This is a genomic window from Oceanicaulis sp. MMSF_3324 (assembly GCF_030733545.1).
Classification (GTDB): domain Bacteria; phylum Pseudomonadota; class Alphaproteobacteria; order Caulobacterales; family Maricaulaceae; genus Oceanicaulis.
The window spans coordinates 81,925-94,436 of record NZ_JASHIU010000003.1; the positions used below are offsets into that span (position 1 = coordinate 81,925).

12 protein-coding genes and 1 pseudogene are annotated in these 12,512 nt (G+C 62.2%); 2 read left to right on the forward strand and 11 right to left on the reverse strand.

Annotated features, from left to right (window positions below; genetic code table 11):
- Positions 1-117 precede the first annotated feature (117 nt).
- Entirely contained in the window at positions 118-2,721 is a 2,604-nt protein-coding gene (locus RBA95_RS04845; protein WP_306015683.1) for a M14 family zinc carboxypeptidase, read from the forward strand.
- Between the two features lie 55 nt (positions 2,722-2,776).
- On the opposite strand, the gene hisIE is transcribed toward RBA95_RS04845, so the two are convergent.
- From hisIE to RBA95_RS04890, 9 genes are all read right to left on the reverse strand, one after another.
- On the reverse strand, positions 2,777-3,385 hold the full coding sequence (hisIE, locus tag RBA95_RS04850) for a bifunctional phosphoribosyl-AMP cyclohydrolase/phosphoribosyl-ATP diphosphatase HisIE (protein ID WP_306015684.1): 609 nt from the start codon (positions 3,383-3,385) through the stop codon (positions 2,777-2,779).
- Entirely contained in the window at positions 3,382-4,149 is a 768-nt protein-coding gene (hisF, locus tag RBA95_RS04855; protein ID WP_306015685.1) for an imidazole glycerol phosphate synthase subunit HisF, read from the reverse strand. The genes hisIE and hisF overlap by 4 nt, the downstream gene beginning before the upstream one ends.
- On the reverse strand, positions 4,143-4,868 hold the full coding sequence (hisA, locus tag RBA95_RS04860; protein ID WP_306015686.1) for a 1-(5-phosphoribosyl)-5-[(5-phosphoribosylamino)methylideneamino]imidazole-4-carboxamide isomerase: 726 nt from the start codon (positions 4,866-4,868) through the stop codon (positions 4,143-4,145). Before hisA ends, hisF begins: the two co-directional genes overlap by 7 nt.
- Positions 4,865-5,464, reverse strand: coding sequence for an imidazole glycerol phosphate synthase subunit HisH (hisH, locus tag RBA95_RS04865; protein WP_306015687.1), 600 nt, complete (start codon positions 5,462-5,464; stop codon positions 4,865-4,867). The genes hisA and hisH overlap by 4 nt, the downstream gene beginning before the upstream one ends.
- On the reverse strand, positions 5,464-6,660 hold the full coding sequence (gene hisB, locus RBA95_RS04870) for an imidazoleglycerol-phosphate dehydratase HisB (protein WP_306015688.1): 1,197 nt from the start codon (positions 6,658-6,660) through the stop codon (positions 5,464-5,466). Before hisB ends, hisH begins: the two co-directional genes overlap by 1 nt.
- Positions 6,657-7,961: a histidinol dehydrogenase gene (gene hisD / locus RBA95_RS04875; RefSeq protein WP_306015689.1), complete on the reverse strand. Its 1,305-nt coding sequence runs from the start codon at positions 7,959-7,961 to the stop codon at positions 6,657-6,659. Before hisD ends, hisB begins: the two co-directional genes overlap by 4 nt.
- Position 7,962: 1 nt before the next feature.
- Entirely contained in the window at positions 7,963-8,850 is an 888-nt protein-coding gene (gene hisG / locus RBA95_RS04880) for an ATP phosphoribosyltransferase (protein ID WP_306015690.1), read from the reverse strand.
- Positions 8,847-9,167 carry a YerC/YecD family TrpR-related protein gene (locus RBA95_RS04885; RefSeq protein WP_306015691.1) on the reverse strand — a complete coding sequence of 107 codons (321 nt, stop codon included), beginning with the start codon at positions 9,165-9,167 and terminating at the stop codon, positions 8,847-8,849. Before RBA95_RS04885 ends, hisG begins: the two co-directional genes overlap by 4 nt.
- Before the next feature lie 73 nt (positions 9,168-9,240).
- Positions 9,241-9,666, reverse strand: coding sequence for a group III truncated hemoglobin (locus RBA95_RS04890; protein ID WP_306015692.1), 426 nt, complete (start codon positions 9,664-9,666; stop codon positions 9,241-9,243).
- A gap of 343 nt (positions 9,667-10,009) precedes the next feature.
- Between RBA95_RS04890 and RBA95_RS04895 the strand changes: the two genes are divergently transcribed.
- The gene (locus RBA95_RS04895) at positions 10,010-10,552 is read left to right on the forward strand and encodes a DJ-1/PfpI family protein (RefSeq protein WP_306015693.1); all 543 of its coding nucleotides are present in this window, start codon (positions 10,010-10,012) and stop codon (positions 10,550-10,552) included.
- A gap of 77 nt (positions 10,553-10,629) precedes the next feature.
- On the opposite strand, the gene RBA95_RS14515 is transcribed toward RBA95_RS04895, so the two are convergent.
- Positions 10,630-11,241 (reverse strand): hypothetical protein, encoded by a 612-nt coding sequence (locus RBA95_RS14515; RefSeq protein ID WP_371933591.1) that lies wholly within the window; start codon positions 11,239-11,241, stop codon positions 10,630-10,632.
- A 108-nt stretch (positions 11,242-11,349) separates the two neighbouring features.
- Positions 11,350-12,477: pseudogene (locus RBA95_RS14520) on the reverse strand (MFS transporter); the annotation flags it as partial.
- Positions 12,478-12,512 lie beyond the last annotated feature (35 nt).

Consider the following 12,512-nt stretch of genomic DNA (forward strand, 5'->3'; position numbering starts at 1 on the left):
CTCGAAGCGGGCGGGTTCTGCGCGGAAGATAGCGCGCTTGGGGCATTCAGACATGCTTGACCGCAGGCGCGGCCTGCTTACCGTTACAAATTAACAACAAAATGGGGAGCTGCTGACATGCTGCGCGCGCTTGCAATATCTCTGGCCCTGGCCTTGCCCACGGCCGGAGCCGCTTCGGCTTATTTCGAACCGGACTACACGCCCAAACCGATCGCTGACCTGCTGGATTTCGATGCGCGCTATGACGCCGCCATCCCCACCCCTGAGTCAGTCCTGGGCTATCAAAGTGGTGAGATCATCTTCACCCCGGAAATGCATGCGGCCTATATCAATGCTGTGGCGGCGGCCTCCGACCGGGTGAGTGTGGAAACCATCGGACGCAGCCATTTTGGTCGCCCCATCCTGCGCGTCACCATCACCTCGCCCGCCAATCAGTCGCGTCTCGACGAAATCCGCCAGACACAGCTGTCCTTGAGCGAGCCGGGCGCGGCGACGCCGGCCGACCAGCCGGTGGTTGTGCAGTTCACCCACGGCGTCCACGGCTCGGAATCCTCAGGCTATGATTCCGCCCCGCTGATCTTGTATCACCTCGCCGCTGCGCAAGGCGCCGAGATCGAAACCCTGCTGGACCAGACGGTCATCCACCAGATCGTGATGATCAATCCCGATGGCGCGAACCGGTTCGCCCAATGGACCAACATGCACCACGCCAATGTGCCGGTCGCAGATCCCCAGCATCGCGAGCATTACTATGAGTGGCCCTGGGGCCGCACCAATCACTACTGGTTCGACATCAATCGCCAGTGGCTGCCCGTCACCCAGCCGGAAGCGCGCGCTCTGGTCACCGCCACTCAGGACTGGCGTCCCAACGTCGCCGCCGACCTGCATGAGATGGGCGAAAACTCGACCTTCTTCATTTCGCCGGGCCCGCGGGAAGGACTGCATCCGCTGCTGAGCCAGTCCGGCTTTGAACTCAATCTCGAACTCAACGAAACCCTCAACAGCCAGCTCGATGCCGAAGGCGCGGTCTATGTCAGCGAAGAGCTGTTTGACGACTTCTACCTTGGATACGGCTCCAGCTATCCCGGCCTGATCGGCTCCGTCCCTTATCTCTTCGAGCAAAGCTCCGTGCGCGGCATCGTGCAGGAGACCGAGTTCGGCGTGCAGCGCTATGATGACAAGATCGCCCAGCAAGCACGCACGGCGATCGCCCTGATCCGTTCCGCCCATGACAACCGGACGGAACTGCAAGATCATATGCGGGCCTTCTTTGACGAAACCCGCCAGATGGCCAATTCGGACTCCGTGCGCGGCTATGTCTTCGGCTCATCGGATCGGGGCCGGCTCGCCGATTTCCTCGATGTGCTGGCCACCCACCGCATCGAGGTGCGGGCGCTGACCCAGGCCTTCAGCCATGACGGCCAGGAATTCCGCCCCGGAGAAGCCTTTCTCGTGCCGCTGCGTCAGGACCAGTACCGCACGGTGCGCGCCCTGTTCGAAACCCGCGTGATCGAGGACAAGGTCGAGTTCTACGATGTGTCCGGCTGGACCCAGCCCCTCGCCTATGATCTCGATTACGCCGAACTGCGCGGTCGGGAATTCCGCAGCCAGCTGGCTGGCGAGGTCGTGACTGCCTACGACATGGCGGAAACCGCGCCTGACACCAGTGCGCTGGGCTATGTGATGGAATGGGATAGCTATTACGCCCCCCGCGCCCTCTATCGCCTGCTTGATGCCGGCGTGCGCGCCCGCATGATCCCCGATGAAACTTCGGTGCAGACCAGCCGCGGCGAGCAGGAGATCGGACGCGGCGCCGTCATGATCGAGCTGCGTCGCCAACCGGTCAGCGGTGAAGACATTCATGCGCTGCTCAGCCGCGCCGCCCGCGAGGACGGCGTGAAGGTTCATGCCATCACCTCGGCCAGCACCTCGCGCGGCTCGGACCTGGGCGGCTTCGCGCTGTCCAATGTCGAACGTCCTGAAGTGCTGCTGGTTACAGGCCGCGGCATCAGCACGGGGGATGCCGGGGAAGTCTGGCACCTGCTGGACCATGACATGCGCATGCCGGTCAGCATGATCGACCAGTCCGAACTCGGCGGCTCCGATCTGAGCCGTTACACCCACATCATCCTGCCCAATGGCCGGTTCAACCGTCTGCCGGACGACTTTTCCGCCGAGCTGGGCCGCTGGGTGCGCAATGGCGGCACCCTGATCGCCACAGGCAACGCCTCGCGTTGGGCGATTGATCAGGAGCTGACAAGCGCCACATTGGCCGAGCTGGAGACGCCTGAAGCGGATGCGGCGCCCGCGCCTCGGTATGAGGATATCGCCGCCTGGGACGCCGAAATGCGGATTTCCGGCGCGATTTTCGACACACGGATCGATACCAGCCACCCGCTGGCCTTCGGTCTGAGCGATGCGAACCTGCCCAGCCACCGGTCGAGCGACCTGGCTTTCGCGGTAGGCGACAATCCGCTCGCCCTGCCCGTGCGCTATGCGCCCGAGGACCCGATCCTGAGCGGTTATGCCTCCGAGGAGCTGCGCCGGGCGCTTGCCGATCAGGGCGCGATGCATGCCGAGCGGCGGGGTTCGGGTTCCGTCATCCTCTTCGCGGATGATCCGTATTACCGCGCCTATTATCGCGGCACGGCTCGCTTGCTGATGAACGCCATCTTCTTCGGCAATGATTTCAGGAACGCCTATCGCCGCACTGACGGCTAGACATGAAAAGGCCCGGTCACACGACCGGGCCTTTTTCTTCTCAGATCCACGTCTCTCAGCCTTTGGATGCGTGCCTTTGTTCCAGCACACCGGCCACATCCGCCAGGGACAGGCCCCGCGCCTTGAGCGTCACCATCAGGTGAAAGACCAGGTCGGCCGCCTCGCCCAGCAGGGCCTCATCATCTTCCGCGGCCGCGGCGAGCGCGGTTTCCACGCCTTCTTCACCCACTTTCTGAGCGCATTTCAGGACACCCTTGGACAGAAGCTTGGCGGTGTAGCTGTCCTTGGGCGCATCATTGGCGCGCGCATCAATCACATGCTGCAGCTCGCCCAGAAAGGCGAGCTCCGGTCCGGGCGCTTCGCCAAAACAGCTATGACTGCCCGTATGACAGGTTGGGCCCGCCGGACGCGCCCGCACCAAAATCGCATCAGCGTCACAATCGGTCGCCACGGAGACGAGCGAGAGCGTATTGCCTGAGGTCTCCCCCTTGGTCCAGAGCCGCTCCTTGGAGCGCGACCAGAACGTCACAAGGCCCTTTTCCTGGGTTGCATCCAGCGCCTTGGCGTTCATATAGCCCAGCATCAGCACCTCGCCGGTGTCGGCGTGCTGCACGATGGCCGGGGCCAGGCCGCCACCCTTCTTCCAGTCGATCTGCAAGCTCATAGCCGTATCTCCACGCCTTCTGCGGATAACCAGGCCTTAAGATCAGGGATGGCGATCACAGCTTTATGAAAGACACTGGCCGCGAGCGCGCCATCCACATCCGCTTTCTGAAAGACGTCGCGGAAATGGTCCATGGCGCCGGCGCCGCCCGAGGCGATGAGCGGAACCGAACACGCCTCACGCGCCGCTGCGAGCTGATCGATGTCATAGCCTTCGCGCACGCCGTCCTGGTCCATGCAGTTGAGCACGATCTCGCCCGCGCCGCGATCCACAACCTCGCGAATCCAGTCCAGCGTCTTGCGATGCTCGGTAGAGGTCTTGGACGGGTCGCCCGTATTCTTGTGGCAACGCCAGTCACCATCGATCACACGGCTGTCGATGCCGACCACCACACACTGGGAGCCGAACTCCTTGGCCATGGCATCGATGAGACCGGGGTTTTCAAGGGCTGGCGTATTGATCGAGATCTTGTCCGCCCCGCCAAACAGGCGCGCCCGGGCGTGTTCAAGTGAGCGTATGCCGCCTGCGACGCAGAACGGAATGTCGATGGCCTGCGCCACGCGGCCCACCCATTCAGGTTCAACCGTGCGCCCGGACGGGCTGGCGCTGATGTCGTAGAAGACCAGCTCGTCCGCGCCCTCTTCGGCATAACGTCGCGCCAGCTCTTCGATGCCGCCCACATCCTCGTGGTTCTGGAACCGGACGCCCTTCACAACACGGCCGTCACGCACATCCAGGCAAGGAATGATCCGACGCGCTAGCATGCCAGCGCCTCCTCCAGCGTGAACCGGCCCTCAAATAACGCCCGACCGATAATCGCGCCCGAGACGCCCTGGTCCTTCAGCGCCCTGAGATCGTCGAGCGAGGATACTCCGCCTGACGCCTGCCAGTTCATGTCCGCACGGATCTTGGACAAGTCCTCATACAGCTCGAGATTGGGACCCTCGAGCATGCCGTCACGCGCCACATCGGTCGCAAGGGCATGGCTGAGCCCGCCTGTGCGATATTCGGCCAGAAGGTCGGCCAGCGGCGTGACGGATTGTTCGGTCCAGCCGCGCAGGGTCGGGTAAGCAACGCCATTATCGGCGATCTTGACGTCAAAGGCGGCGGCGATCTGTTCAGAACCAAAGGCCGCGATCCAACCGATCACGGTCTGGGGCTCGCTGACCGCCAGGCTGCCGATCACGGCCCGACTGGCGCCGGCATCAAGGATGGCCTCCACGTCTTCACGCGTGCGCACACCGCCGCCGGTCTGGACCTTCAGACCCACATCGGCAATGGCGCGCACCAGATCCTGCTGGCGACGCGCGCCGTCGCGAGCGCCGGACAGGTCCACAAGATGCAGCCAGTCCGCGCCGGCGGCCTTGAATTGCTCGGCCACGGCGACCGGATTGTCGCCATATTCGGTGACGGCGTCGAAATCGCCCTTGGCCAGCCGCACGACGCGACCGTCAAGAACATCAATGGCGGGATAGAGGATCATGCCGCGCCCTTTACAAAATTGGTCAGGATTTGCGCGCCGGTCTTGGCCGAGCGCTCGGGATGAAACTGGCAGCCGGCCACATGGCCCTTGCGAGCGATGGCCGTAATGCCGATTCCATAATGCGTGGAGGCCGAGGTGTGCGCGCTGAGCGGCGTGTAAAAGCCATGCACGAAATAGACATGCGCCCCGTCAGTTACGCCTTCAAGCAGCGGCTCGTCCGACTTCACCGGCGTCAGCGTGTTCCAGCCCATATGCGGCCAGGGTCCATCGCTTCCAGGATCCAGTCGCTCGACCCGTCCCGGGATCAGCCCCAATAGCTCGCAATCACTTTCGACCGAGTAATCAAACAGCAATTGCATACCCAGACAGACCCCCAGAAGCGGCCGCTGATCACCTTGCAGGGCCTGGGCCCAGCCGGTCGCTTTCAATCGCGTCATGGCCGGCCCGGCCGCGCCGACGCCCGGCAGGATGATGCGGTCACATTCGCTCGCCTCATCAGGCGTTTCCGCCAGCTTGTAGCGCGCGCCCAACCTCTCCAGCGCATAACGCACCGACGCGATGTTCGCGGTCGAAGTGTCGACGATCGCAGTGGTCATCACAAAACGCCTTTCGTAGACGGAAGAGCATCACCCTCGACGCGCACCGCCATGCGCAGCGCCCGGCCGAACGCCTTGAACGTGCTCTCGATCATGTGGTGAGCATTGTCGCCCTCCACCTTCACATGCAGCGCGGCCTTCAGGCTCTCCGCTATGGACCGGAAAGCGTGCGGGCACATTTCGACCGGGAAATCGCCCACACGATCGCCCGGGATCTCGCCTTCAAACACCGCGTAGGGCCGGCCGGACAAATCAATCCAGACCCCGGCGCGGGTTTCATCCATGGGCAGTTCAAAACCGAAGCGGGCAATGCCGCGCTTGTCCCCGAGCGCCTGTCGCAAGCCTTCGCCCAGGGCCAGACAGACATCTTCAATGGTGTGGTGGGCGTCGACCTCCAGATCGCCTTGGCAGGACACGCTCAATGCAATCCCGCCATGGCGCGCGATCTGCTCGAGCATGTGATCGAAAAAGGCGTTACCGGTATCAATATCCGCGCCCTCACGATCAAGATCGAGGCTGAGCGTGATCTCGGTTTCCTTGGTCACCCTGCGAACGGTCGCGATGCGCCGCTGGGCGGAGAACCCCAGAAAGTCACTCAATTCGCGGGCTGTCTGGGCATCACGCACATGCCCGACCAGGCCTTCGCCATCTTCAGCAAGCACAAGTCCGAGCCGCCCCAGAGTCATCGGATTGGTGTGCTCATAGACCAGACCGCGGGAAGTAACCTGCGCCACCTCGCCCAGTTCTTCTGACAGAAGCTGGGCGATGTCCTGCAAGATCGCATCGCGTTCCTCGCGATCCTTGCGAGCGGCCAGACGGGCGCCCGGGCTGAGCTGGGTCAGGCCTTCTTCCAGAAGACAGCATGGCACGGCGTTGAGCTTGCTCTGCAGCAAAGCCGCCTGATTGGCGTCCATGGCGGACAGAACCGTGATCGGGGTCTGCTGCCCGCCGATCCGATATAGCGTAAGGCCTTGCTGGGCCGGCTCGTCCAGAGCAATGACGCCATCCGCGCCGAAATCATGGGTCAGGGTCAGCTCGCTGCTCCAGACCGCCTGCCGGGCTTCATCCGTGCTCGAGGCCAGCGCGAGATATTCCTTGGGCGTCTCCAGAAGGGTTTCCAGCCGCTCCAGCAAGAGCTGCTCTCCCATGGCGCGCATATCCTCAGGACGTTTGGAGAGATCGAATACACCGCTCATCGGTCTGCCTTTCTCTGTCGGCGCAAAACCATGGCGAGACGGTGAGCGTCCAGCCCTTCCAGGGTCGCCAGGCGCTCCACGACAGGGCCCAGCGTCTGAAGGCTGGTCTGGCTCAACTCCAGCACGGTTGTCGTCTTCTGGAACATCTCGACCGTCACACCCCCATAGGCGCGTGCAGCGCCCGCTGTGGGCAGGGCGTGATTGGGTCCGGCGGCATAATCGCCTGCAGCTTCAGGCGTCCACGGCCCCAGAAAGATCGAACCGGCATGACGAATTTTGTTCGCCAGCGCACGCGGATCGTCTGTCTGTACAATAAGGTGTTCGCTGGCATAGGCGTTCGCCGCCTCGGCCGCTTCGTCATCCGAACTGACCAGCACCACACGAGAGTTCGCCAACGCTGCTCGCGCTGTCTCTGCACGGGGCAGATCGCCCAGCAAACGCTCGATCTCGTTTTCAACCTGGCGCGCGAACGCATCCGAATAGGCGACAAGAACCACCTGGGCCAGAACATCGTGTTCAGCCTGACTCAAGAGGTCGATCGCCACAAGCTCAGCGTCAGCCTTGTCGTCGGCGACCACCATCACCTCGCTCGGCCCGGCCGGCAGATCCGCCGCTGCGCCATCCGGGCTTTGGGCCAATAGGGATTTCGCAGCGGCGACATAGGCGTTGCCCGGACCGAAAATTTTGTCCGCTTTCGGCAAGCCAGCCGCGCCTAGCCCAAGCGCGGCGACACCATGCGCGCCGCCAATGGCGTAGACCTCATCAACGCCCAGCAAGGACGCAGCGGCCAGAACCGTGGGCTCCACCCCCTGCCCCTTGCACGGCGGCGCAATCACGGCGATGCGCGGCACCTGCGCCAGCTGGGCGGGCACGGCCAGCATGATCAGGGTTGAGACCAGTGGCGCCGTGCCCGCTGGCACGTACAGTCCGGCCACATCAATCGGGGTCACCCGGCGTCCGGCCCGGGCGCCCGGCCAGGTCTCGACCTCATAGGAGCGGTAGCCCTGTTCCGCGTGAAAGGTGCGAACGGCGTTCGCAGCATCCAGAATGGCCGCCCTGTCATCTCCGCTGAGCGCATCAGCGGCGGCTTTGAGTTCAGTCTGCGGCACGCGAAACCCGGCCTCAGGCGCCCAGCCGTCCAGACGAACTGCATATTCGCGCACAGCCGTTTCGCCCCGCGCACGCACATCATCCAGGATGGATTGCGCGACCTTGAGCGCATCAGACCCCAGCGACGGTCGTTCGAACAGGCGCTGACGCGTCTCGGCGTCCGCCTGGCTCCATTCAATTCGGGTCAACATGTCAGGCCATCATCTTTTCAATCGGCATGACCAGGATGGATCGCGCGCCAGCCGCCTTGAGCTGTTCCAGCGTGGACCAGAATACGGCTTCGGTGCAGACGGCGTGTACGGCGACAACGTCCTCCCGCCCCACAACAGGCGCCACGGTCGGCGCATCCGTGCCCGGCAGAATGGCGCGCACCTGTTCCAGCCGGTCGCGCGGCGCATTGAGCAGGATGTATTTGGTCTGCCGGGATGCGATGACCCCCTTGAAGCGCTCGATCAGGCGTTCGGCAGTATCGGCAACGGTCTCGGAGGACGCCGTCTTGCGACGCACCAGAACCGCCTCGCTTTCCAGCACGGTTTCAAACGCCGCCAGCCCGTTCGCTTCCAGCGTGGCGCCGGTCGAGACCAGGTCGCAAATGGCGTCCGCCACGCCCATGCGCGGGGCCACTTCGACGCTGCCGCCCATTTCCACGATTTCCGCGTTGACGCCTCGCTCCTTGAGATAGGCGTCGGTCAGGGCGGGATAGCTTGTGGCGACCGTCTTGCCATCCAGATCCGCCGCCGATGTGATGCCGCCCTCCTTGGGCGCTGCGAGTTTCAGCGTGCACCGGGCGAAACCGAGCTTGAGCGCAATTTCCAGATCGGCCATGCGGCTGGACTTGTTCTGCGCCTCATAGAGCACGTTCTCGCCCACAATGCCGTAATCGCACGCGCCAGATGCGACGAAGCTCGGGATGTCGTCATCGCGGATCAGCATCAGATCGATCGGTTCGTTTTCGGACCGGCGCAGCAGGTCATCCCGGCTGTAGGCCAGCTTGACCCCGGCTCGCTTGAGCAGATCCAGGCCGCCTTCGGCCAGTCGCCCCTTTTTCTGGACGGCCAGCGTCAATCGGTTCTCGGTCATGAGCCTTGCTCCTTCAGACGATCCAGCACCAGCTGGTATCCTTGATGCTCTTCCTGGGTAAGGAAACGGGCGACTCGGGTGACGGTGGTGGTGCTGACGCCCGTATCCGCGCTGATCTCGCGGTAGGACTTCTCTCCTTCCGCCAACAGACGCGCCACGCGCCAGCGTTCCGCCAGAGCCTGCATTTCGCCCGGCGTCGTCAGGTCCTTCAGGAAACGCTGCATCTCCTCGCTTGAGCGCAAGGTCAGCAACGCATCACACAGCGCCTTGATATCTTCCGGACCGCCTACGCGGGTGCGTGTCAGGGACTCCGCCATCGCTCGCCTCCATGGTTCGGAGGACGTTATAGCGTGTTAGCGTGATAAAACAATGACGCAGATGCAGCGCGACCTAATTGAACAGAATGTTCTGAAAACTCTCGCTTATCCGCTCTGCCCGCTCCATGAAAAAGGCAGCCGCCTCAGGCGTGGGCGCGCGGTCTCTCAAGGTTTCCGCAAAGAGCGCGAGCCAGATTGAGAAGTGCTCAGGCCTAATCTTGTCGAGATGTTTGTGATGGGCGGGCACGGGACGGCCGCCATAGCTGCCGGCATTCAGAGCAATGGAGGACCAGAACTGCTTCATGGTCTGAAGATGCGGCGCCCAGTCGTCTCCAATGGCGGCTGCGAAGACCGGTCCGAGCTCGGGGTTCGCGCGCACGCGATCATAAAAGGCATCCACAAGCTCGGAGATGAGGGCCTCGTCAATGCCAAGCGCCTGCGCCCGTCGCGCAATGTCGCTTTGCCTCGCAGATGCGGTGCGGATCACGATTTCGGACATGGGACTCTTCCTTTCCAGCCGCCATGGCGATGCCGCACATCACAGAAAATGACAAGCCGCAGGAACGCGGCGGAATACCTCAAGGCGAACGCAGTCCGCTTTGCTTAAATGAAAGACTCTCTATTCAGAAATGCACCCCTCTGCGTTGTGCGTCGAAAACTGGGCTTTGGGCTGTCTATCCTAAAGTTCAGCGTTACAGAGCGCTGACACAAAACACACATTATAAATCACCGATATATGCGCTTTTCTGCATGTCAGCTTGACCTGCTGCACCAATTCCCTATCTAATACTCTCGATCCCTATTTCGTTCATTTAGCGCCGCTGGCAGCGGCAGGAGGACATGTGGCTTTTTCCAAACCCAATGCACGTCAAAATCGAATCGATCTCAATCACCTCGGCGCCTCCGGCGATATTGCGGTTCTCGCGGTCGACGGATTTGATGCGGGTGATCTGACTGACATCGCCGGATCTGCGGAACGCGCCGGATACCGGACGGTGATGATCAGCCCCAAGAAGGGTCTGATCACGGGCCGCCCCCAGGGTGGTGATGAAATGAATTTCGTGGTCGACGCCCAGCCGGGCGAAAAGACTGCGAGCGCGTTTACAGGTCTCGTGTTGCCGGCCGGCGCCGCCAGCATCGAGCGGCTGCGCAACGATCAGGATGCGCGCCTGTTGATCGCTGACTTCCTGCGCGCCGGCGCACCTGTGTGCGCCCTTGGCGAAGCTGTGGCCCTGCTCGCAGAAATCGCGGAAACCACCGATCCGAAATCTGACGCCGTTCTGGCGCTGAAAGGTGATCTGTTCGCTGCAGACGGCGACGATGCGCGCGCCGATGCGCGCAGCCTCTTCATCAAGGCGATGTCGATGACGGCTGAAGCCGCCTGACGCAACACGCCTTGCGACAATGGAAAACGCCCCGGCCGATGGCCGGGGCGTTTTTTGTTGCGCAAGGGGCGGAAGCCTCAGGCCTCTTCCCAGTCCTTGGCGATGGTCCGCGCGCCGATGAGGAATAGCGCACCCGCCACGAGATACAGGGTCGCGCCGATCATGATCGAATAGCGCAGCGCCTCCTCCCCGAAGCTCGGGGTGAGCAGCGTCGACAGCTCGCCCAGCGCATACACGCCAACGCCTATGCCCACGAGATTGTTGATCAACAGGAAGATCGCCGACGCCATGGAGCGCATATTGGGTGGCGCCATGTGCTGGAAGGCTGACAGCGTCGGACCAAGCCAGGCCAGACCCAATCCGGTCGGGATCATGAACATCAACACCGCAACAAGCGGAGTCGGCGCCAGAACGCCCGCAATATAGAACGGATAGGTCACAAAGAAGGCCACCGCCGGAACAATGGCGTACATCCGCTTGGAGCCTTTGCCCATCAGATCACCCAGCACGCCCCCCAGGATGATGCCCAGCGAGCCGCCCACGAACAGGATGGCGCCGAACAGCCAGCCCGACTGGATGATGGCGTCCTGCAGACCCAGGTCGGAAAAGAAGCTGCGACGGAAAAAACTGGGCACCCAGAAGAAGACGCCATAGCCCATCATCGAGCTGCAGGACGCTCCCAGAGTCATCCACCAGAATGAGGGCTTAGAGATCAGAACCGCCAAAACATCTGCAAAACTTGGACTGGGCTTAGCCCGTAAAAGGTCAAAGTAATTACTTGGGACAGGATTTGGCCCGTGAGAGTTATCCTCCACAGATGGCCGAGCAAGAATGACAACCACGAACACGAAGGCCAGAATGCGAGCCACAACTGCCAATGCGCCTGTCACCAAGCCAAAACCGACGCCGCCCAACAAGAAAAGAGGGATCAGTAACCAGAAGCCACTCATCCCAACATCGTGAAAACGGCGAACAGCGACAGAAATCAATAGCAGATTCAATGCCATAAAAACAGTCGAAACGGCTTTGAAGTCAGGAACAAATAAGGCAATAGCTATCAGCGCAAGTTGAGAAACAGACAGCAAAGCATATGCCCACCAGAACTCGGAGCGTCTCGCCCTTCCAGTAAAGGTGATTACCTTCTTTATTACCGTAAGAATGCTTGCCAATGGCGAAGGGCGCAGCGCGACTTGCTCCTTCGCCTCCATTGAATTTACGACAGCCGGCTCGCCTGCGGCCGCCTCATTTTCCGCCAGTTCGGCTTCAACGGCGGGACGCTGGGGCGCGTCCAGTCCGCCACGCTTGGGTTCGCGCACGGTGAACTTGAAGATCGGGGCGATCACAAGGCCAAGCACGCCGACAATGATGAACGCGGCGCGCCAGTCGAGATTTTCGCCCACAGCGCCGCCCGCAATCAGGGCGCCCGCAACAACCCCGAAGGCGGAGCCGATCGGAATGCCCAGAGAATAGATGGCCAGCGCGCGCGCCCGGCTTTGCGGCGGGAAATAGTCTGCAATCAGCGAATAGGACGGCGCCACGCCGCCCGCCTCGCCAACGCCGACGCCCACACGCGCCAGGAAGAGCTGGGTGAAGTTGGTCGCCAGCCCGCAAATGGCGGTGAAGCCGGACCAGATGGTCAGGGAAATCGTGATGATCCAGGTGCGCTTGGTCCGATCCGCCAGCCAGGCGATCGGAACGCCCAGGGTGGAATATAGAAGCGCGAAGGCGATCCCGCCCAGCAAGCCCAGCTGACGGTCAGACAGGCCCAGCTCTTGCTGGATCGGAATGGCCAGAATCGAAATGATCTGACGATCCAGGAAATTGAACGCGTAGACGATGAAGAGCATGGCCAGGACCCATGCGCTGTATCGTGTACTGGTTGGCGTGGGAGCGGCGCCCGGTTGCGCCTCGGTTTGAGTGGTCATGTCTCTCCCCAGGTCGTGTTGTTTTGTATGCGCCT

Coding starts and splice junctions, on each gene's coding strand:
- RBA95_RS04890 (WP_306015692.1), bottom strand. CDS start 9,666: ATGTCCGAAATCGTGATCCGCACCGCATCTGCGAGGCAAAGCGACATT.
- RBA95_RS14515 (WP_371933591.1), bottom strand. CDS start 11,241: ATGACTCTGGGAGCGTCCTGCAGCTCGATGATGGGCTATGGCGTCTTC.
- hisH (WP_306015687.1), bottom strand. CDS start 5,464: ATGACCACTGCGATCGTCGACACTTCGACCGCGAACATCGCGTCGGTG.
- hisB (WP_306015688.1), bottom strand. CDS start 6,660: ATGAGCGGTGTATTCGATCTCTCCAAACGTCCTGAGGATATGCGCGCC.
- hisG (WP_306015690.1), bottom strand. CDS start 8,850: ATGACCGAGAACCGATTGACGCTGGCCGTCCAGAAAAAGGGGCGACTG.
- hisD (WP_306015689.1), bottom strand. CDS start 7,961: ATGTTGACCCGAATTGAATGGAGCCAGGCGGACGCCGAGACGCGTCAG.
- hisF (WP_306015685.1), bottom strand. CDS start 4,149: ATGCTAGCGCGTCGGATCATTCCTTGCCTGGATGTGCGTGACGGCCGT.
- hisA (WP_306015686.1), bottom strand. CDS start 4,868: ATGATCCTCTATCCCGCCATTGATGTTCTTGACGGTCGCGTCGTGCGG.
- RBA95_RS04885 (WP_306015691.1), bottom strand. CDS start 9,167: ATGGCGGAGTCCCTGACACGCACCCGCGTAGGCGGTCCGGAAGATATC.
- RBA95_RS04845 (WP_306015683.1), top strand. CDS start 118: ATGCTGCGCGCGCTTGCAATATCTCTGGCCCTGGCCTTGCCCACGGCC.
- hisIE (WP_306015684.1), bottom strand. CDS start 3,385: ATGAGCTTGCAGATCGACTGGAAGAAGGGTGGCGGCCTGGCCCCGGCC.